This is a genomic window from Hydrogenophaga sp. T2 (assembly GCF_049843535.1).
In the GTDB taxonomy this organism is placed as follows: Bacteria; Pseudomonadota; Gammaproteobacteria; order Burkholderiales; family Burkholderiaceae_C; genus Hydrogenophaga; species Hydrogenophaga crocea.
Window position 1 is genome coordinate 122,833 of record NZ_JBBHZJ010000010.1, and the last position, 19,200, is coordinate 142,032.

At 69.3% G+C, this 19,200-nt stretch carries 18 protein-coding genes; 10 read left to right on the forward strand and 8 right to left on the reverse strand.

Features of this window, described 5'->3' with window-relative positions; translation table 11 throughout:
• Nucleotides 1–3 precede the first annotated feature (3 nt).
• The 10 genes from WDZ95_RS20680 to nagZ all read left to right on the forward strand — a co-directional run bounded on the left by WDZ95_RS20680 (nt 4) and on the right by nagZ (nt 9,891).
• Nucleotides 4–1,485, forward strand: coding sequence for a Do family serine endopeptidase (locus tag WDZ95_RS20680; RefSeq protein WP_425781288.1), 1,482 nt, complete (start codon nt 4–6; stop codon nt 1,483–1,485).
• 520 nt (nt 1,486–2,005) lie between these two features.
• A complete protein-coding gene (gene lepA / locus WDZ95_RS20685) occupies nt 2,006–3,814 on the forward strand; it encodes a translation elongation factor 4 (protein ID WP_166223887.1) in 1,809 nt (602 codons plus the stop codon).
• Nucleotides 3,815–3,825: 11 nt separating this feature from the next.
• The gene (lepB, locus tag WDZ95_RS20690) at nt 3,826–4,791 is read left to right on the forward strand and encodes a signal peptidase I (RefSeq protein ID WP_425781291.1); all 966 of its coding nucleotides are present in this window, start codon (nt 3,826–3,828) and stop codon (nt 4,789–4,791) included.
• 25 nt (nt 4,792–4,816) lie between these two features.
• Nucleotides 4,817–5,164 (forward strand): DUF4845 domain-containing protein, encoded by a 348-nt coding sequence (locus tag WDZ95_RS20695; RefSeq protein ID WP_166223894.1) that lies wholly within the window; start codon nt 4,817–4,819, stop codon nt 5,162–5,164.
• 19 nt (nt 5,165–5,183) lie between these two features.
• Nucleotides 5,184–5,867, forward strand: a complete 684-nt coding sequence (gene rnc / locus WDZ95_RS20700; RefSeq protein WP_425781293.1) for a ribonuclease III — start codon at nt 5,184–5,186, stop codon at nt 5,865–5,867.
• 8 nt (nt 5,868–5,875) lie between these two features.
• Nucleotides 5,876–6,868 carry a GTPase Era gene (era, locus tag WDZ95_RS20705; protein WP_425781295.1) on the forward strand — a complete coding sequence of 331 codons (993 nt, stop codon included), beginning with the start codon at nt 5,876–5,878 and terminating at the stop codon, nt 6,866–6,868.
• Nucleotides 6,865–7,656 carry a DNA repair protein RecO gene (recO, locus tag WDZ95_RS20710; RefSeq protein WP_166223903.1) on the forward strand — a complete coding sequence of 264 codons (792 nt, stop codon included), beginning with the start codon at nt 6,865–6,867 and terminating at the stop codon, nt 7,654–7,656. Before era ends, recO begins: the two co-directional genes overlap by 4 nt.
• Before the next feature lie 2 nt (nt 7,657–7,658).
• Nucleotides 7,659–8,411, forward strand: coding sequence for a pyridoxine 5'-phosphate synthase (locus WDZ95_RS20715; RefSeq protein WP_425781297.1), 753 nt, complete (start codon nt 7,659–7,661; stop codon nt 8,409–8,411).
• Complete coding sequence (gene acpS, locus WDZ95_RS20720) at nt 8,408–8,815, forward strand: holo-ACP synthase (protein WP_425781299.1); 408 nt, start codon at nt 8,408–8,410, stop codon at nt 8,813–8,815. Before WDZ95_RS20715 ends, acpS begins: the two co-directional genes overlap by 4 nt.
• The gene (gene nagZ / locus WDZ95_RS20725; protein WP_425781301.1) at nt 8,812–9,891 is read left to right on the forward strand and encodes a beta-N-acetylhexosaminidase; all 1,080 of its coding nucleotides are present in this window, start codon (nt 8,812–8,814) and stop codon (nt 9,889–9,891) included. Before acpS ends, nagZ begins: the two co-directional genes overlap by 4 nt.
• A gap of 19 nt (nt 9,892–9,910) precedes the next feature.
• Here the strand turns inward: nagZ and WDZ95_RS20730 are convergent, their stop codons facing one another.
• The 8 genes from WDZ95_RS20730 to asd form a co-directional block, all read right to left on the reverse strand.
• Nucleotides 9,911–10,591, reverse strand: coding sequence for an LON peptidase substrate-binding domain-containing protein (locus tag WDZ95_RS20730; RefSeq protein ID WP_166223915.1), 681 nt, complete (start codon nt 10,589–10,591; stop codon nt 9,911–9,913).
• Nucleotides 10,588–11,466, reverse strand: a complete 879-nt coding sequence (accD, locus tag WDZ95_RS20735; protein WP_166223918.1) for an acetyl-CoA carboxylase, carboxyltransferase subunit beta — start codon at nt 11,464–11,466, stop codon at nt 10,588–10,590. The genes WDZ95_RS20730 and accD overlap by 4 nt, the downstream gene beginning before the upstream one ends.
• A 26-nt stretch (nt 11,467–11,492) precedes the next feature.
• Nucleotides 11,493–12,302, reverse strand: coding sequence for a tryptophan synthase subunit alpha (gene trpA, locus WDZ95_RS20740; RefSeq protein WP_166223921.1), 810 nt, complete (start codon nt 12,300–12,302; stop codon nt 11,493–11,495).
• Nucleotides 12,299–13,585 carry a tryptophan synthase subunit beta gene (gene trpB, locus WDZ95_RS20745; RefSeq protein WP_425781304.1) on the reverse strand — a complete coding sequence of 429 codons (1,287 nt, stop codon included), beginning with the start codon at nt 13,583–13,585 and terminating at the stop codon, nt 12,299–12,301. The genes trpA and trpB overlap by 4 nt, the downstream gene beginning before the upstream one ends.
• A 45-nt stretch (nt 13,586–13,630) precedes the next feature.
• Nucleotides 13,631–14,314, reverse strand: a complete 684-nt coding sequence (locus WDZ95_RS20750; protein ID WP_425781306.1) for a phosphoribosylanthranilate isomerase — start codon at nt 14,312–14,314, stop codon at nt 13,631–13,633.
• Entirely contained in the window at nt 14,311–15,099 is a 789-nt protein-coding gene (gene truA, locus WDZ95_RS20755) for a tRNA pseudouridine(38-40) synthase TruA (RefSeq protein WP_166223930.1), read from the reverse strand. Before truA ends, WDZ95_RS20750 begins: the two co-directional genes overlap by 4 nt.
• A gap of 51 nt (nt 15,100–15,150) precedes the next feature.
• Entirely contained in the window at nt 15,151–17,796 is a 2,646-nt protein-coding gene (locus WDZ95_RS20760; protein ID WP_425781308.1) for a FimV/HubP family polar landmark protein, read from the reverse strand.
• A 217-nt stretch (nt 17,797–18,013) separates the two neighbouring features.
• Complete coding sequence (gene asd / locus WDZ95_RS20765) at nt 18,014–19,144, reverse strand: aspartate-semialdehyde dehydrogenase (protein WP_425781310.1); 1,131 nt, start codon at nt 19,142–19,144, stop codon at nt 18,014–18,016.
• Nucleotides 19,145–19,200 lie beyond the last annotated feature (56 nt).

Sequence of the window (19,200 nt, forward strand, 5' to 3'; positions counted from 1 at the left end):
CCGATGTCCGTCCCGTTCTCGCGTTCCCTTCTGGCTCTGGCCCTGGCGGCCACGCTGGGCCCGGTGGCCTTGCTGGCGCCACTGCCTGTGGCGGCGCAGTCTGCACCCAGCGTGCGCGGCTTGCCCGACTTCACCGATCTCGTCGACATGGTTGGGCCGTCGGTGGTCAACATCCGCACGCTTGAGCGCAGCGCCGGTCGCAACGCACAGGGCGGGGCGCCCGACGAAGACATGCTCGAGTTCTTCCGGCGCTTCGGCATCCCGATCCCGCCCGGCGCCGTGCCGCGCACGCCGCGCCAGCAACCGGGGCCCGATGGCGGCGGCGAGGCCCGCCCGCGCGGCGTGGGTTCGGGCTTCGTGCTCAGTGCCGACGGCTTCATCATGACCAACGCACACGTGGTCGACGGCGCCGACGAGCTCGTGGTGACGCTGCCCGACAAGCGCGAGTTCAAGGCCCGCGTGGTGGGTGCCGACACGCGCACCGACGTGGCGGTGGTGAAGATCGAGGCCACCGGCCTCACGCCCGTGAAGTTTGGCGACGTCAACCGCCTGCGCGTGGGCGAGTGGGTGATGGCGATCGGTTCGCCCTTCGGCCTGGAGAACACGGTCACGGCTGGCATCGTGAGCGCCAAGCAGCGCGACACCGGCGACTACCTGCCCTTCATCCAGACCGACGTGGCGATCAACCCCGGCAACTCGGGCGGTCCGCTGATCAACATGCGCGGCGAGGTGATCGGCATCAACAGCCAGATCTATTCGCGCTCGGGCGGTTTCCAGGGCATCTCGTTTGCCATCCCCATCGACGAAGCGGTGCGTGTGTCCAACGAGTTGCGCGCCACGGGGCGCGTCACGCGCGGGCGCATCGGCGTGCGCATCGACCAGGTGAGCAAGGAGGTGGCCGAGTCGCTGGGCCTGTCGCAGGCCAAGGGCGCGCTGGTGCGCGGCGTCGAGCCCGACTCGCCGGCCGCCAAGGCTGGCGTGGAGCCGGGCGACATCATCCTCAAGTTCGACGGCAAGGAGATCGACAAGTCGGTCGACCTGCCGCGCATGGTGGGCAATACGCGCCCGGGCAGCCGCAGCACGATGACGGTGCTGCGCCGGGGCGCGCAACGCGAACTCAGCGTGGTGGTGGCCGAAATCGAACCCGAGAAGCCCGAGACCCGGGCCGCCGCCACGCCCGAGCCCACACCGGCCCCCACGGGCGGTGCGGTGCAGTCGCTGGGCCTCTTGCTGGCCGAGCTCAGCGCGGCCGATGCCAAGGGCCTGAACGTGCGCGGCGGTGTGCGCGTGGCTGGCGCCACGGGGGCTGCCGCCCGCGCAGGCGTGCGCGAGGGCGATGTGATCGTGGCGGTGGCCAACACCGACGTGGGCTCGGCCAAGGAGGTCGAGGCCGTGCTGGCCAAAGCCGAAAAGGGCAAGCCGATCACCTTGTTGCTGCGCCGTGGCGAGTGGGCGCACTACGCGGTGGTGCGACCCCCGCGGTAAACGCAAAACCGGGGTGCCTGGCCAAAGTCCCCGATCGGCCCTGGGTCATCGCCGTCCGTCCGTCGTCGGGTGGTCGATTCGCCACAGGTCAGTCGGTTGACCAAGACCTCCCGGGGAGGGTGACAAGTCAGCGGGCACCAACTTCCTGGCGATCAATCTTGACCGTATTCGATAAAATCCCGGGCGCGCCGCGGCGATTGCTGTCATGCGGGCCCTGCTCAATTCATGATGCGGGAGCCAGCGAGAACCGTCCCCAGCGCGTCCACAAGCGGTTCACAGCTTGTTCATAATTGATGTGGATAACTTGTTGATAAAGACCCCTGTTGCGGCCCGGCGACAAGGGTTTTGAGGTGGCTGGCGGCTGTGCGAGCGGGGCTTTTTGCCTACAATGAAACTCCAACTATCGCAGTTGCCATTGATTGTTGGTTACGGGCGCGTCAGCAGCTGACGCGCCCTTTTTTATGGTCTCTCGGGCGCTGTCGCGGCGCCTCTGACCGTGAGCGAAAGCCCGGTTTCTTCGATGAATCACATCCGCAACTTCTCCATCATCGCGCACATCGACCATGGCAAGTCCACGCTGGCCGATCGCATCATCTCGCGCTGTGGTGGCCTCTCCGATCGCGAGATGAGCGAGCAGGTGCTCGACTCGATGGACATCGAGAAAGAGCGCGGCATCACCATCAAGGCGCAGACGGCCGCGCTGCAGTACCGGGCGCGCGATGGTCAGGTCTACAACCTCAACCTGATCGACACGCCCGGCCACGTGGACTTCAGCTACGAGGTCTCGCGTTCGCTCTCGGCCTGCGAAGGCGCGCTGCTGGTGGTGGACGCCAGCCAGGGCGTGGAAGCGCAGACGGTGGCGAACTGCTACACCGCACTCGACCTCGGCGTGGAGGTGCTGCCGGTCCTCAACAAGATGGACCTGCCCAACGCCGACCCCGAGAACGCCAAGCGCGAGGTCGAGGACGTGATCGGCATCGACGCCAGCGACGCGATTCCCTGTTCCGCGAAAACGGGCATGGGCGTCGAAGACATCCTGGAGGCGGTGGTGGCCAAGGTGCCGGCGCCGCGCGGCAACCCCGACGCGCCGTTGCGCGCCATGATCATCGACAGCTGGTATGACGCCTACGTGGGCGTGGTGATGCTGGTGCGCGTGGTTGACGGTCGCCTGGGCAAGGGCGAGCGCATCAAGCTCATGGCGACCAACGCCGTCTACAACGCCGACAACCTGGGTGTGTTCACGCCCGCCAACCAGCCGCGCGAGGCGCTTGAGGCGGGCGAGGTGGGTTACATCATCGCGGGCATCAAGGAGCTGCAGGCGGCCAAGGTCGGCGACACGATCACGCTCGAGAAGAAGCTGCCCAACAACGCGGGCCCAGCGAGCGAACCGCTGCCCGGCTTCAAGGAGGTGCAGCCTCAGGTGTTCGCCGGCCTGTACCCCACCGAGGCCAACCAGTACGACGCGCTGCGCGACGCGCTGGAAAAGCTCAAGCTCAACGACGCCTCGCTGCATTTCGAGCCCGAGGTCTCGCAGGCGCTGGGCTTCGGCTTCCGTTGTGGCTTCCTGGGCCTGCTGCACATGGAAATCGTGCAGGAGCGCCTCGAACGCGAGTTCGACCAGGACCTGATCACCACCGCCCCGAGCGTGGTCTACCAGGTGGTGCGCGGCGATGGCGAGGTGCTGATGGTGGAAAACCCCTCCAAGATGCCCGAGGCTGGCCGCATCGAGGAGATCCGCGAGCCCATCGTCACGGTGCACCTGTACATGCCGCAGGAGTACGTGGGCCCGGTCATGACGCTGTGCAACCAGAAGCGCGGCGTGCAGCTCAACATGGCCTACCACGGCAAGCAGGTGATGCTCACTTACGACCTGCCGCTCGGCGAGATCGTGCTCGACTTCTTCGACAAGCTCAAATCGGTGAGCCGCGGTTACGCGTCCATGGACTACGAGTTCAAGGAGTACCGCCGCTCGGACGTGGTCAAGGTCGACATCCTGCTCAACGGCGACAAGGTGGACGCGCTGTCCATCATCGTGCACCGCACCCAGGCCCAATACCGTGGCCGCGCGGTGGCGGCCAAGATGCGCGAGATCATCAGCCGCCAGCAGTTCGACGTGGCGATCCAGGCAGCCATCGGCGGCAACATCATTGCGCGCGAAACCATCAAGGCGCTGCGCAAGAACGTGCTGGCAAAATGCTACGGCGGTGACATCACCCGCAAACGCAAGCTCCTCGAAAAGCAGAAGGCAGGCAAGAAGCGCATGAAACAGATCGGGTCCGTCGAAGTGCCTCAAGAGGCCTTTCTGGCCATTCTCCAGGTGCAAGACTGATGCAGGCGATCATGGGTCCGATCACGGGCGTGGTGCTCGCCGCTTTTGTTGCGTACGCCGCGGGCTGGTACGCCGGCGCCATCGAAGGCAACTTCTCGCTGCTGCTGTTCCTGGCCACGGTGGTCACCGGGGTGTATTGGGTGGCCGAGCGGCTGTACTTCCTGCCCCAGCGACGCCGTGTCGCCGAGGTGCTGGCCGCGGAACACGAACAGCGCAAGGCGGCGCTCGCCAAGCAAGGGTTCAGCCAGATCGAAGGCGATATCGAGCCCGCGCGCCAGAAGGTGCTCGCCCAGCCCTGGTGGCTCGACTGGACCGCGGGCCTGTTCCCGGTGATCCTGGCGGTGTTCCTGCTGCGCTCGTTCCTGTTCGAGCCGTTCAAGATTCCTTCGGGTTCGATGATTCCCACGCTGCGCGTGGGCGACCTGATTCTGGTCAACAAGTACCACTACGGCATCCGCCTGCCGGTGCTCAACACCAAGGTCTGGCACAACCAAGACCCCCAGCGCGGCGACGTGATCGTGTTCCGCTACCCGCCGCAGCCCAGCCTCGACTACATCAAGCGCGTCATCGGCCTGCCCGGCGACGAAGTGGCCTACCTGAACAAGCAGCTCACGGTCAACGGCAAGCCGGTGCCGCGCGTGGCCCAGCCCGACTTCTTCGACAAGGACTCCATGCGCTACGCCAAGCAATGGCGCGAAACGCTGGACGGCAAGGCCTACAACACGCTCAACGACGCCGATCGCCCGGCCTTCGTGCCCGGCGCCACCGAGTTCCCCTTCGCCGATGGCTGCCGCTACAGCGTCGAGGGCGTGGTGTGCAAGGTGCCCGCGGGGCACTACTTCATGATGGGCGACAATCGCGACAATTCGCTCGACTCGCGGTATTGGGGCTTCGTGCCCGAGGCGAATATCGTTGGCAAGGCGTTTTTCGTGTGGATGAACTTCGGCGATCTCAGCCGCATCGGTTCCTTCGAATGACCTTCGCTCCCCGGGAGAACTGCGTATGAAGCTCAAGCGGCAGCAACAAGGGCTGACCTTTGTGGGCCTGGTGGTGGTGGGTGTGCTGCTGGCACTGGCGGGCCTGGTGGCCGCCCAGGTGTTTCCCACCTACCTCGAGTACATGGCCGTGCAGAAGGCCGTGAACAAGGCATCGGGCGGCTCCACCGTGGCCGAGGTGCGCGACCTTTTCGACAAGGCCGCCACCATCGACGACATCCGCACCATCACGGCCAAGGACCTCACGGTGGGCAAGGAGGGCGACCGCGTGGTCGTGTCCTTCGACTACGTGCGCGAGATCCACCTCGCCGGCCCCGCCTGGCTGGTCATGAAATACAAGGGCCGCTCCAAGTGAGCCGGGCCCGCTGGACCGTTTGAATTCCGAACTGCTTGCGCTGCAGGCCCGCCTGCAGCACCGCTTTGCCAATCCCCGCCTGCTCGAGCGGGCGCTGACCCACCGCAGCTTCAGCGCCGATCACAACGAGCGCCTGGAATTCCTGGGCGACTCGGTGCTCAACCTCGCCATCTCGGGCCTGCTGTTCGAGAAGCTCGGCGCCTTGCCCGAAGGCGATCTCTCGCGCGTGCGCGCCAACCTGGTCAAGCAGGACACGCTGTTCGAACTGGCCCAGGCCCTGGGCCTGTCGCACGCCCTGCGCCTGGGTGACGGCGAGAAGCGCTCGGGCGGGCACAAGCGCCCCTCGATCCTGGCCGACGCGCTCGAAGCGGTGATCGGCTCGGTGTTCCTCGACGGCGGCTACGAACCCGCGGCGGCCCTGGTGCGCCGCCTGTACGCCGGCGTCGAGCTCAACACGCGCATGAGCGCGCTCGGCAAAGACCCGAAAACCGAGTTGCAGGAGTGGCTGCAGGCGCGCAAGATGAAGCTGCCTGTGTACCGCGTGGTGGCCACGCTGGGCGAGGCCCACAAACAGACCTTCGACGTGGAGTGCACCGTGCAGGAAACCGGCCACAGCGAACGCGGCATCGGCGCGTCGCGCCGGGCCGGCGAACAGGCGGCCGCCGCGGCCATGTTGCAACACCTTCAGGCCAAGCCCGCTTGAACCCACCCATGGCCAACACCCCCGCTCCCGCCCCCGCCGACACCGACCTCGAGGCCATGCTCGCGCGTGCCCTCGGCAAGGCCGCCCCCGAGGCGGCCGCGCCGGTCGAGGTCGACCCCGCCACCCAGCGCTGCGGCTACGTCGCCATCGTCGGCAAGCCCAACGTGGGCAAGTCCACGCTGCTCAACGCGCTCGTGGGCCAGAAGGTAAGCATCACCTCGCGCAAGGCGCAGACCACGCGCCACCGCATCACCGGCATCCGCACGGTCGCGGCCTCGCAATTCATCTTCGTGGACACGCCGGGCTTCCAGACGCGCCACGGCAATGCGCTCAACCGCTCGCTCAACAAGACCGTGCTGGGCGCGGTGGCCGATGTCGACCTGATCCTCTTCGTGGTCGAGGCCGGGCACTTCAACCTGGCCGATGCCAAAGTGCTGTCGCTGCTGCCGCCCAGCGTGCCCGTGGTGCTGCTGGCCAACAAGCTCGACCAGGTGCACCGCCGCGGTGAGCTTGCGCCGTGGCTGCGGTCCATGCAGGAGCGCCACCCCTTCGCCGAGTTCGTGCCCATGTCGGCCAAGGCGCCCAAGGACATCGAGCGCCTGTTCGGCATCTGCGAGAAGTACCTGCCGCAGCAGCCCTGGATCCACGACCCCGAAGACCTGACCGATCGCAGCGAGCGCTTCATGGCCGCCGAGATGGTGCGCGAGAAGCTGTTCCGCCTGACCGGCGACGAACTGCCCTACACCTCCACCGTGGTGATCGACCGCTTCGAGGAGGAGGGCCAGCTGCGCCGCATCGCCGCCACCATCGTGGTGGAGCGCGAAGGCCACAAGGGCATGGTCATCGGCGACAAGGGCGAGAAGCTCAAGCGCATCGGCACCGAGGCGCGCGTGGAGCTCGAAAAGCTCTGGGGCGGCAAGGTGTTCCTCGAGCTGTGGGTGAAGGTCCGCTCCGGTTGGGCGGACGACGACGCCCGCGTGCGATCGTTCGGCTACGAGTGAGCACGGCCCGCCGCACCGTCGACGAACCCGCCTTCGTACTGCACCGCTACGACTGGAGCGAGTCCAGCCTGGTGCTGGAGGTGTTCACCCGCCACCACGGGCGCATCGCACTGGTGGCCAAGGGCGTGAAGCGGCCCACCTCGCAATTCCGCCCCGTGCTGCTGCCGCTGCAGCCTTTGCAGATCACCTGGACCGGCGAGGCCGAGGTGCGTGCGCTCAAGGCCGCGCAATGGCGCGGCGGCCACGTGATGCCGACCGGCGACGCGCTGATCGCGGGCGCCTACCTCAACGAGCTGCTGATGCGCCTGCTCGCGCGCGACGACCCGCACCCGCGCCTGTTCGACCACTTCACCACCGCCGTGCAACTGCTGGCCGAGCGCCCCGAGGCACAGGCCGTGGTGGTACGCGCCTTCGAGCTGCTGCTGCTGCGCGACACCGGCCAGCTGCCCGACCTCGCGAGCGAAGGCCAGACCTTCGCCCCGCTCGACGCCGGCGCGGCCTACGTGCTGTTGCCCGAGGCGGGCCTGCGCCTCGCGCACGACGACGACCACCATCCGCTGCCCGCGGCGCACTGGCTGGCGCTGCAGGCTGCGCTCGACGAGCCCGCGCCCTTCGTGCCCGTGATGCAGGCCTGCGCCGAGGTGGCTTCGGTGCTGCGCATCCCGTTGCGAAACCTGCTGCACTACCATGGTGGCGTGCGCGTGTTCCGCACGCGCCAGATGCTGCTCGACGTGCAGGCGCTCGCGCGCCGCCGCGGCAGTGCTCCTCCCCCTTCGAACGAGACCTGAGCATGGCCCATGCCCGCACCGCGCTGTCGGTCAACCTCAACAAGGTCGCCCTGGTGCGCAACACGCGCCACCTGGGCATCCCCTCGGTCACGCGCGCGGCCACGCTGTGCCTCGAGGCCGGTGCCGCCGGCATCACCGTGCACCCGCGGCCCGACGAGCGCCACATCCGCGCGCACGACGTGCACGACCTCGCCGCGCTGCTCAAGGCCTGGCCCGATCGCGAGTTCAACATCGAGGGCAACCCCTTCCACAACCTCATGGACTTCGTGCGCGCGCTGCGCCCGCAGCAGGCGACCTTCGTGCCCGATGCCGAGGGCCAGTTCACGAGCGACCATGGCTGGCGCTTCCCCGACGACGCCGGGCGGCTGCGCCCGCTGATCGACGAGTGCCGCGCGCTGGGCGTGCGCGTGAGCCTGTTCATGGACGCCGAGGCCGACCAGATGGCCGCGGCCCGGGCCGTCGGGGCCGACCGCATCGAGCTCTACACCGAGCCCTACGCGGCCGCCCACGCCACGCCCGCGCGCGACGCGCAGCTGCGCCGCTTCGCGCAGGCCGCCCAGGCTGCGCTCGACGCCGGCCTGGGTGTGAACGCGGGGCACGACCTCAACCGCGACAACCTCACCGACTTCCTGCGCGCCGTGCCCGGCGTGAGCGAGGTCTCGATCGGCCACGCGCTGATCGCCGATGCGCTCGAGCTCGGCTATGCCGAGACCATCCGCGCCTACAACCGCTGCATCGCCGACGCCTTCGCATGATCTACGGCATCGGCACCGACATCTGCGACCTGCGCCGCGTGCGTGCCACCTTCGAGCGCCAGGGCGATCGCTTCGCGCGCAAGGTGCTCAGCGACGCCGAGTACGCGGTCTGGGAACGGCGCCGCGCGCGCTGGCCCGCGCGCGGCCTGAGCTACCTGGCCACGCGCTTCTCGGCCAAGGAGGCCTTCTCCAAGGCCATCGGCCTGGGCATGCGCATGCCCATGAGCTGGCGACGCTGCGAGATCGCCAACCTCCCCAGCGGCCAGCCCGTGATCGTGCTGCACGGCGAACTCAAGACCTGGTTCGAAGCCCGCGGCCTGCGCGCCCACGTGACCGTGACCGACGAGACCGACTACGCCGCAAGTTTCGTCGTCGTTGAACAGACCGACTCCCGCACCCCATGACACTGCACGCCCCGCTCCTCATCGACATCGCCGGCCACGCGCTCACCGACAGCGACCGCCAGCGCCTCGCGCACCCGATCGTGGGCGGCCTGACGCTGTTCGGCCGCAACTGGCGCGACCGCGCCCAGCTCAGTGCGCTGTGCGCCGAGATCAAGGCCGTGCGCGAAGACCTGCTGATCACCGTGGACCACGAAGGCGGCCGGGTGCAGCGCTTCCGCACCGACGGCTTCACGCCCCTGCCGCCCATGGCCGCCTTCGGCGAGCTGTGGCGGTCGGGCGCGGGCGACGGCGACGCCGCCATGCGCGCGGTCAACGCGGCCACTGCGGCCGGTTATGTGCTGGGCGCCGAGCTGCGCGCCTGCGGCGTCGACCTCAGCTTCGCGCCCGTGCTCGACCTCGACCACGTGGGCAATTCGGTCATCGGCAACCGCGCCTTCGGCCGCGACCCGCGCGTGGTGGGCCTGCTCGCACAGGGGCTCATGCACGGCATGCGCCAGGCCGGCATGGCCAACTGCGGCAAGCACTTTCCCGGTCACGGCCACGTGCAGGGCGACACGCACCACGAAATCCCGCGCGATCCGCGTTCGCTCAAGGCCATCCTGGCCGACGATGCCCAGCCCTACGCCTGGCTGTCGGCGAGCCTGAGCGCGGTGATGCCCGCGCACGTGATCTACCCCAAGGTCGATCGCCGGCCCGCGGGCTTTTCGGCGCGTTGGCTGCAGGACGTGCTGCGCGATCGCCTGGGCTTCACCGGTGCGGTGTTCAGCGACGACCTCGGCATGGCCGCGGCGCGCGAGATCGAAGGCCGCCCGGTGAGCTTCGGCGAGGCCGCGCTGGCCGCGCTCTCGGCGGGCTGCGACATGGTGCTGCTGTGCAACCAGAGCGTGGTCGACGGCGGACGGCCGATCGACGAGGCGATCGAGGCCTTGTCGCGCGCCGTGGTGCAGGGCGACTGGCAGCCCTCGCCGGCCAGCGACGAGCGCCGGCGCGCGCTGCTGCCGGCCGGGCCGGCCATGCCCTGGGACGAGCTGATGGTGAGCGCGCGCTACATGCACGCGCTGTCGCTGCTGCCCTGAGGGCGGGGCCCGCAGGGCCTCAGCGGTCGAGACCGAGCTTTTCGAGCAGGTCGGCCACGAGTTCGAGCCGCAGCAGGGGGTTGTCGAGCGCCATCAGGCGCTGCTTGAGCTCGGGTGCCGTGGGCAGCAGCTCGGCCCAGCGGTTGGCCACCCAGCCCGCGTCGTCCCAGAGGTAGGGCGGCTGGATCGGCAGCTGGTCGAGCGCGTCGGCGTGGCGCTCCTGCAGGTTGGCGAGCACGCGCCGCAGGCCTTCGACCGTGGGGCGCAATTCGTCGGGCGGTGCCACGGCTGTGTCGGCGGGCTGCAGGGCCACGTCGGCCACCCACAGGCCGTGCGGCAACTGGCTGCGGCGCATCACCTCGAAGCGCTGCAGGCCGCGGCAGCGGATCATGAACAGGCCGGGTTGAGGCTTTTCGAGCGATTCGATCTGCGCCAGCACACCGACCGGGTGGAACACCTCTTTGGCGAAGCCGTCACCCCCGGGCGGCGCGCCCGGGTCGAGCCGGCGCACCTCGCTGCCCTGGCTCAGGCAGACCACGCCGAAGGGCGCGCCCGCCTTGTGGCAGCGGCCGATCATGTCGAGGTAGCGCACCTCGAAGATGCGCAACGGCAACCAGCCGCCCGGGAACAGGACGGTCTGCAACGGGAAAAGGGGCAGCTGCGAGAGCTTGAGTGCTTCGGCCGCCGGGCCGCTGCTCAATCGTTCACCACCGCGTCGGCGCTCTGGCGCTGCAGCATGGCCAGCAGGTTGGCCACGGTGCCCGCGAGTTCGCGGCGGTCGCAGATGAAATCGACCGCGCCCTTGGTCTGCAGGAATTCGGCACGCTGGAAGCCCTCGGGCAGCTTCACGCGCACGGTGTTCTCGATCACGCGTGGGCCCGCGAAGCCGATCAGGGCCTTGGGCTCGGCGATGACCACGTCGCCCACGAAGGCGAAGCCGGCGCTCACGCCGCCCATGGTGGGGTCGGTGAGCACGCTGATGTAGGGCAGGCCCTTCTTGGCCAGGCGCGTGAGCGCGGCGTTGGTCTTGGCCATCTGCATCAGCGAGAGCAGGCCCTCCTGCATGCGCGCACCGCCGGTGGCGGTGAAGCACAGGAAGGGCACCTTCTGCGCGATGGCTTCCTCGACGCCGCGCACGAAGCGCTCGCCGACCACCGAGCCCATGGAGCCGCCCATGAAATCGAACTCGAAGCACGCGGCCACCAGGCTGATGCCCTTGACCGCGCCGCCCATGACGATCAGCGCGTCGGTCTCGCCGGTGCTCTCCAGGGCTTCTTTCAGGCGCTCGGGGTACTTGCGGCTGTCCTTGAACTTCAGCGCGTCCACGGGCAGCACCTCCTGCCCGATCTCGTAGCGGCCCTCGGCGTCGAGGAAGGCGTTGAGGCGCGCGCGCGCACCGATGCGGTGGTGGTGCGAGCAGTGGGGGCACACGTTCTGGTTCTTCTCGAGGTCGTTCTTGTACAGAACGGCCTCGCAGCTCGGGCATTTCACCCACAGGCCTTCGGGCACGCTGCGGCGCTCGGTGGGGTCGGTGGGGGAGATCTTGGGGGGGAGCAGTTTTTCGAGCCAGGACATGCGGTACTCCAGGGGAGGAGGGCGGATTATGCGTCCAGCGCTTTTCGGATGGTGCGCAGGAACTGGACGGCGACGGGCACCACCTTTTCGTGGGGCTCGTCCTCGATGAGCTGGATCAGCTTGCTGCCGATCACCACGGCGTCGGCGCTGCGGCCGATGGCGCGCGCGGTGTCGGCGTCGCGGATGCCGAAACCCACGCCCACGGGAATGCTCACGTGCTGGCGGATACGCGGCAGCATGGCCTCGACCTGCCCCACGTCGAGCGTGCCCGCGCCCGTCACGCCCTTGAGCGACACGTAGTACACGTAGCCGCTGGCCACGCGCGCCACCTGGGCCATGCGTTCGTCGGTGGAGGTGGGGGCGAGCAGGAAGATCAGGTCCATGCCGCGCGCGCGCAGGGCCTGCGCGAAGTCCTCGCACTCCTCGGGCGGGTAGTCGACCACCAGCACGCCGTCCACGCCCGCATCGGCGGCGTCGTTCACGAAGGCGCCGGCGCCGTGTTTCTGGTCGTAGCGCTCCACCGGGTTGGCGTAGCCCATGAGCACCACCGGGGTGTTCTGGTTGCGCTCGCGGAAGCGCTTGACCATGGCCAGCACCTGCACCAGGCCGATGCCGGCCGCCAGCGCCCGGTCGCCCGCCTTCTGGATCACGGGGCCGTCGGCCGAGGGGTCGGAGAAGGGCACGCCGAGCTCGATCACGTCGGCGCCCGCTTCGGCCATGCCGTGCATGAGGTCGACCGTGATGTCGGCATACGGGAAGCCGGCCGTGACGTAGGGAATGAGCGCCTTGCGGCCCTGCGCCTGCAGGGCCGACAGCGTGGGCTGGATGCGGCTCATCGCTTCACCTCGATGGTGGCTTCGCCTCCCTTGACCGACTGGCCGCGGCAGCTCGGGCGGCAATAGAAGTCGGCCTTGGCCAGATCGGCCACGGTGCCGATGTCCTTGTCGCCACGGCCCGAAAGGTTGACCAGGATGGATTGCGTGGGCTTCATGGTTTTGGCGAGCTTGAGCGCGTGGGCCACGGCGTGGCTCGATTCGAGGGCGGGGATGATGCCCTCGGTGCGGCACAGGTAGTGGAAGGCGTCGAGGGCTTCGGCATCGGTGATGCCGACGTACTCGGCGCGGCCGATGTCCTTGAGGAAGGCGTGTTCGGGGCCAACGCCCGGGTAGTCCAGGCCCGCGCTCACGCTGTGCGTTTCGGTGACCTGGCCGTTGTCGTCCTGCAGCACGTAGGTGCGGTTGCCGTGCAGCACGCCGGGGCTGCCTTTTTGCAGCGAGGCCGAATGCTTGCCGCTGTCCAGGCCTTCGCCCGCGGCCTCGACGCCGATCAGGCGCGTGCCCTCGAAGGGAATGTAGGGGTGGAAGATGCCCATGGCGTTGCTGCCGCCGCCCACGCAGGCCACCACCGCATCAGGCTGCTCGCCGCTGCAACCGGCGTCACGCAGCATCTCGGGCATCTGCTTGATGCATTCCTCGCCGATCACGCTCTGGAAGTCGCGCACCATCATCGGGTAGGGGTGCGGGCCGGCCACGGTGCCGATGATGTAGAAGGTGTTGTCCACGTTGGCGACCCAGTCGCGCATGGCCTCGTTGAGCGCGTCTTTGAGCGTCTTGCTGCCGCTTTCCACAGGCACCACGGTGGCGCCGAGCAGCTTCATGCGGTAGACGTTGGGGCTCTGGCGCTTGACGTCTTCGCTGCCCATGTAGACCACGCATTCGAGGCCGTAGCGCGCGCAGATGGTGGCCGTGGCCACGCCGTGCTGGCCGGCGCCGGTCTCGGCAATGATGCGCGGCTTGCCCATGCGGCGCGCCAGCATGGCCTGGCCGATGGTGTTGTTGACCTTGTGCGCGCCCGTGTGGTTGAGGTCTTCGCGCTTGAGGAAGATCTGCGCGCCGCCCATCTCGCGGCTGGTGCGCGCGGCGTGGTAGACCGGGCTGGGCCGGCCCACGAAGTGCGCGAGCTCGCGCCGGAATTCGGCCAGGAACTCGGGGTCGTGCTGGTACTTCGCGTACGCGGCCTTGAGTTCGTTGATCGCGTGGGTGAGCGTTTCGCTCACGAAGCTGCCGCCGTAGATGCCGAAGTGGCCGCGGGCGTCGGGTTGCTGGTAAGGGGTCTGCATGGGGAAATCCTGTCGGGGGTGGCCCGGCTGTCCCCGGTGCGGGGTTCAGCTCGGTCGGAGGGGCGCCGCATCGGCGGCGCGCACGGCGGCCACGAAGGCCTGCATCAGGTCGGCGCTCTTGATGCCCTTGGACACCTCGATGCCGGAACTCACGTCAACGGCCCAGGGCCGCACGAGGCGAATGCCATCGGTCACGTTTGCAGGCGTGAGTCCACCAGACAAAACGAGGCGAGAGCTGGCGTTTAGACGCGGGTGTGACCAAGGGAAGACCGTCCAGTCGAAGGATTGGCCGCCGCCCCCGAAGCCCTCGACGTGGGCGTCGAGCAGGATGGCCTGCGCGGAGGCGAAGCGGTCGGCGAATTGTAGGAGATCGAAGCTTTTCCCCGCTTCACCGGTCGGGATGCGCGCGGCGCGCAGGTAGGGCCGTGCCGGCGCAGCACAGTCGGCGGGGGATTCGTCGCCATGGAACTGCAGCAGGGCCTGGGGCACGGCCTGCACGCCGCGCGCGATCTCGTCGGCCTGCGCGTTGACGAACAGCAGCACCGGCGTGACGAAGGCAGGCAGGCGGCGCGCCAGCTCGCCCGCGCGCTCGGGCGTCACGAAGCGCGGGCTGGGCGGGTAGAGCACGAAGCCCACGGCGTCGGCGCCGGCTTGCACGGCCGCGTCCACGTCGGCCTCGCGCGTGAGGCCGCAGAACTTGATGCGGGTGCGGTGCGGGGGGAGGGTCATGGCAGCCAGTCGAAAGCGGGGGTGCGCTCGGGCAGGCCCCAGGCGGCATCGTAGACCGGGCCAAGAAAGTACAGGCCGTCGGGGGAGAAGGTGGGCGCGGCGGCGTCGCGACTGCGCGCGGCCAGCACCTCGGCCATCCATTCGGGCGGGCGGTTGCCGCTGCCGATGGCGATCAGGCAGCCCATGATGTTGCGGATCATGTGGTGCAGGAAGGCGTTGGCCTCGAACTCGAAGCGCCAGTAGGCGCCGCGGCGCGAAATCTCGATGCGGCGCAGCGTTTTCACCGGCGTGTGCGCCTGGCACTGCGAGGCGCGAAAGGAGGTGAAGTCGTGTTCGCCCAGCAGCGCGTCGGCCGCGGCCTGCATGGCCGGCTGCGACAGCGGGCGGAACACCCAGCCCACCTGGCCGTTGTCCACGCTGGGCCGCACGGGCGATTCGAGCAGCACGTAGGCGTAGCGCCGCGCCACCGCGCTGGCGCGCGCGTGAAAGGCCGCAGGCACCTCACGCGCCCACTGCACCGCGATTTCGGGCGGCAGGAAGCTGTTGGTGCCGCGCACCCAGGCGTACTCGCTGCGCCGCAGCGGGGTATCGAAGTGCACCACTTGCATGAGGCCGTGCACGCCGGCGTCGGTGCGGCCGGCGCACAGGGTGTTCACGCCGGGGCGGTCGCAGAAGCGGGCCAGGGCCTGTTCGAGGTGGTCCTGCACCGTGTTGCCGCTGGGCTGGCTCTGCCAGCCATCGAAAGGCCGGCCGTTAAAGCTCACGCCCAGCGCGATGCGTTGCATCGGGCTGGGCGTGGCGGGGGAGGGGACGTCGGTGACGGTCAAGCGATGGCGTCAGGCCAGGTCGGCCAGGAAGGTGCTGGCCTTGGACTTGAGCGGGCCCGAGGCCTCGGCCAGCACCTCTTCGGCGAGCGAGCGCGCGCCTTCGAAGTCGCCAATGGCGCGGAATTCCTCGGCCAGCGAGAGCTTGGTCTCGAGCGGGTTCTCCTCGGTGAGTTCGGCCGGCGTGGGGGCCACCGTTTCGGTTTCAGGCGCCTTGCCCGTGCCGTCGCCGAGATCGAGGTTCAGGTCGCCGAGGTTGAAGTCCATCATGCCCGACACGGGTGTGGGTTCGGCCGCCACCGCAGGCGGTGCAAGCGGCTCGCCCAGGTCGAGGTCGAAATTCGGCTCGGCCACGACCGGGTCGCTGTTGTCCAGATCGAGGCTGGGCACTTCGAGCGTCACGGGTGCGGTCTCGGCGCGCTCGTGCACCGCGGGCGAGGGGTCGGGCAGGTCGTCGAGGTCGAACATCGACGGCGGGCCACTGGCGGCGGGCTCGGCCGTGAGCGCTGCCGTGGCCTCGAGGTCGTCGAGGTTGGAGGTGGGCGATTCGGGCGGCCGCGATTCGGGCGCGGCGGGGCTTTCATCGAGCGAGAAATCGAGGTCGAGGTCGAGCGCGCCTGCAGCGCCCGCGGCCGCCCCCGCGCCGGCCACCATGTTGACGGTGCTCGGTGCGAAGGGCGCGGGGTGCAGCCCCATGGTGGCCGTGCCGGCGGCGCCGGGCTTGGACACCGGGTGGCCCCCCGGCTGGTACAGCGGGTTGCCGGGATCGAGTTCGCGGCCCAGCTCGCAGGCGCGCTCCCATTCGGCGCCCATGCCCTGTGTGAGCCCGAAGGCCTCGCTGGCGACGACCTCGAACGCGCGCGCGTCGCGGCGCTTGGCGTAGATCTCGAGCAGCTTGGTGTGGATGGCCACGCGCGTGGGCGTGCTGCGCATCGCTTCCTTGAGGATCTCCTCGGCCTGCAGGTCGCGGCCATAAGCGAGGTACACGTCGGCCTCGGCCACCGGGTCGACGTCGCCCGCCGCGTCGAGCTGGCTGGGCGAATAGACCATGGACGAGCCCGAGGCCGATGCCTCCGCGGTGTCGATGCGCTGGCCACCGCTGGAGCCGAAGAACGAGTCGGGTTGCAGGCGGCTTTCGAGGAAGGAGCTGTCGACGTTGGACGCCGTCTTGCGCTGGCGCACGCGCCACAGACCCAGGCCCGCGAGCAGGGCCAGCAGGCCGCCCGCGGCGGGCAGCAGCAGCGGGTTTTCGGTGAGGCTGCCGAAGAAGCCGGGTTCGTCGCCCGCCGGTGCGGGCGGCGCGGGCGGCGTCGGGGCCGTGACCGTGGGCGCTGCGGGGGCGGGCGCCGGTGCGGCGGCCGGTGCTTCGGCGGCGGGCGCAGGTGCCGGTGCGGCAGCAGGCGCTTCGGCCGCCGGGGCCGGGGCCGGGGCAGCGGGCGCGGGGGCTGCTGCAGGCGCCTGAGCGGCAGGGGCCGGTGCGGCGGGTGCAGCCGGTGCGGCCGCCGGTGCCGGTGCCGGTGCCGCAGGCGCGGCCGCCTGCTGCCCCAGCTTGGACAGTTCTTCGATGTTGCGGCTCAGCTCGGCCGAGCGCTGTGCCGCGTCCTGCGCCTGGCGCTGCTGGGCGATCTTGGCTTCACCCGCGGCCCCGCCCTGCGGTTGGCTGAGCGTGAGGCGGTCGCTCGATGGCGCGGGTGCCGCGCGGTCCTGCACCTCGGTCTGCACGCGGCCGGCGGCACGGCGGTCGGCGGCCTCGACCTGCGCGGCGGGCGCCGAACCCGCCAGCCGGCGGCGGTACTCGTCGAAGTCGCGGCTTTGGGCGGCGATGGTCTGGCGCGCCTCGGTGGCGTTCACCGCGGCGGCGGCTTCACGGCCGGGCAGATCGATCACGGCACCGGCGCGGATGCGGTTGACGTTGCCGTCGATGAAGGCATTGGGATTGGCCTGCAGCATCGCGACCAGCACCTGATCGAGCGACACGCCAGCGGGCTTGTTCTGGGCAGCGATGCGGCCGGCCGTGTCGCCGCGCTGCACGGTCACCTGGCGCGGCGTGTCGGCGCCGGCCGGGGCCGCTGCGGGGGCCGGGGCTCTGGGGGCTGCTGAGGGTGCACTGGCCGCGGGCGCCGGAGCGGGCGCCACCACGGCCGGAGCGGGCGCAGGGGCCGGCGCGCTCGCGCGCGGCGCAGGCGTCACCGGGGCGATCGGCGCCGGGGCGGGCGTGGCCGCGCGAAGGTTGGGCGGGTCGAACAGCAGCGTGTAGTCGCGCACCAGGCGGCCGCTGGCCCAGTTGGCTTCGATGATCAGGTCGACGAAGGGGTCGTTGATCGGGTTCGGGCTGCGCAGGCGCAGGTAGGCACGGCCATCGGCGCGGCGCTGCAGCGTGACTTCAAGCTGGCTGAGCGCGGGGTTGATCTCGACGCCGGCGCTGCGGTAGGTGGCGCTCGGGGCCAGGCCGATGCGCAGGCTCGACGCTTCGGCGGGCGTGATGTCGGGGACGTCGATCTCGGCGCGCAGCGGTTCGCCAAGCGCCGACTGCACGATCACACGACCCAGGGCGAGCGCCTGCGCGTCGCCGGGCTGCAGCAGCAGCGTGGACACCAGCGCCGCGGCCGCGATCGCGTGCAGGCTCGCAAGGCCGCGGCGGCCCGTGCGTTTTGACACGGGCGCAGTCAGCGGCGATGGGGTGTGGCGGGGGTGGGCTGGCACTGTTACCTCGACGTCAAAATCCGAGAATTGACCATAGCATCAACGCATTACGGTTACAAGCTGAGAATCCGCTTGAGTTTCGGAGCCTACCGCTCGTCACTGAACGTGCGTCTGGTCACGTTGCAGGTGTGCAACGTGACCAGGGGCCATGCCTTGTCGAGGCGCCGCCGGATCAGCCCTGCAGCAGGATGCGCAGCATGCGGCGCAGCGGCTCGGCCGCGCCCCACAGCAGCTGGTCGCCGATGGTGAAGGCGCCCAGGTACTCGGGGCCCATGGCCATCTTGCGCAGTCGTCCCACGGGGATGGTCATGGTGCCCGTGACGGCCACGGGCGTGAGGTCGCGCAGCGTGGCTTCGCGGGTGTTGGGCACCACCTTCACCCAGGCGTTGTCGGCCGCGATCATGGATTCGATGTCGGCCAGCGGCACGTCTTTCTTGAGCTTGAAGGTCAGGGCCTGCGAGTGGCAGCGCATGGCGCCCACGCGCACGCAGAAGCCGTCGACCGGCACGGCGGCACTGCCGAAACCTTCGCCCTGGCCGAGGATCTTGTTGGTCTCGGCCATGCCCTTCCACTCTTCCTTGGACATGCCGTTGCCCAGGTCCTTGTCGATCCAGGGAATGAGCGAGCCGCCCAGGGGCACGCCGAAGTTGGAGGTCTCGGCGTCGGACAGGTTGCGCTGCTTGGCGATCACCTTGCGGTCGATCTCGAGGATCGCGCTCTTGGGATCGTCGAGCAGGCTGCGAACCTCGGCGTTGAGCGTGCCGTACTGCGTGAGCAGCTCGCGCATGTGCTGGGCGCCACCGCCGCTGGCGGCCTGGTAGGTCTGGGTGCTCATCCACTCCACGAGACCCGCTTTGTAGAGTGCGCCCACGCCCATCAGCATGCAGCTCACGGTGCAGTTGCCGCCGATCCAGTTGCGCCCGCCCTTGGCCAGCGCGTTCTGGATCACGGGCAGGTTGACCGGGTCGAGCACGATGACCGCGTCGTCCTTCATGCGCAGCGAGGACGCGGCGTCGATCCAGTGGCCGTTCCAGCCGGCGGCCCGCAGCTTGGGGAACACCTCGTTGGTGTAGTCGCCGCCCTGGCAGGTGATGACGATGTCGCAGCGCTTGAGCGCCTCGATGTCGTGCGCGTCCTGCAGCTTGGTTTCGTTCTTCGCCATGGCCGGGGCGGCGCCGCCGGCGTTGGAGGTGGAGAAGAACAGGGGTTCGATGAGGTCGAAGTCTTTTTCTTCGACCATGCGGTCCATCAGCACGGAGCCGACCATGCCGCGCCAGCCCACGAGTCCCACGAGTTTCGTCATGACATTGCCCTTTTCAGTTGAAAAACCGTTTGCCCCCGGCTCGTCGTGCCGGGGGT

Coding starts and splice junctions, on each gene's coding strand:
- WDZ95_RS20680 (WP_425781288.1), top strand. CDS start 4: ATGTCCGTCCCGTTCTCGCGTTCCCTTCTGGCTCTGGCCCTGGCGGCC.
- lepA (WP_166223887.1), top strand. CDS start 2,006: ATGAATCACATCCGCAACTTCTCCATCATCGCGCACATCGACCATGGC.
- lepB (WP_425781291.1), top strand. CDS start 3,826: ATGGGTCCGATCACGGGCGTGGTGCTCGCCGCTTTTGTTGCGTACGCC.
- WDZ95_RS20695 (WP_166223894.1), top strand. CDS start 4,817: ATGAAGCTCAAGCGGCAGCAACAAGGGCTGACCTTTGTGGGCCTGGTG.
- era (WP_425781295.1), top strand. CDS start 5,876: ATGGCCAACACCCCCGCTCCCGCCCCCGCCGACACCGACCTCGAGGCC.
- WDZ95_RS20715 (WP_425781297.1), top strand. CDS start 7,659: ATGGCCCATGCCCGCACCGCGCTGTCGGTCAACCTCAACAAGGTCGCC.
- acpS (WP_425781299.1), top strand. CDS start 8,408: ATGATCTACGGCATCGGCACCGACATCTGCGACCTGCGCCGCGTGCGT.
- nagZ (WP_425781301.1), top strand. CDS start 8,812: ATGACACTGCACGCCCCGCTCCTCATCGACATCGCCGGCCACGCGCTC.
- accD (WP_166223918.1), bottom strand. CDS start 11,466: ATGTCCTGGCTCGAAAAACTGCTCCCCCCCAAGATCTCCCCCACCGAC.
- trpA (WP_166223921.1), bottom strand. CDS start 12,302: ATGAGCCGCATCCAGCCCACGCTGTCGGCCCTGCAGGCGCAGGGCCGC.
- trpB (WP_425781304.1), bottom strand. CDS start 13,585: ATGCAGACCCCTTACCAGCAACCCGACGCCCGCGGCCACTTCGGCATC.
- WDZ95_RS20750 (WP_425781306.1), bottom strand. CDS start 14,314: ATGACCCTCCCCCCGCACCGCACCCGCATCAAGTTCTGCGGCCTCACG.
- truA (WP_166223930.1), bottom strand. CDS start 15,099: ATGCAACGCATCGCGCTGGGCGTGAGCTTTAACGGCCGGCCTTTCGAT.
- asd (WP_425781310.1), bottom strand. CDS start 19,144: ATGACGAAACTCGTGGGACTCGTGGGCTGGCGCGGCATGGTCGGCTCC.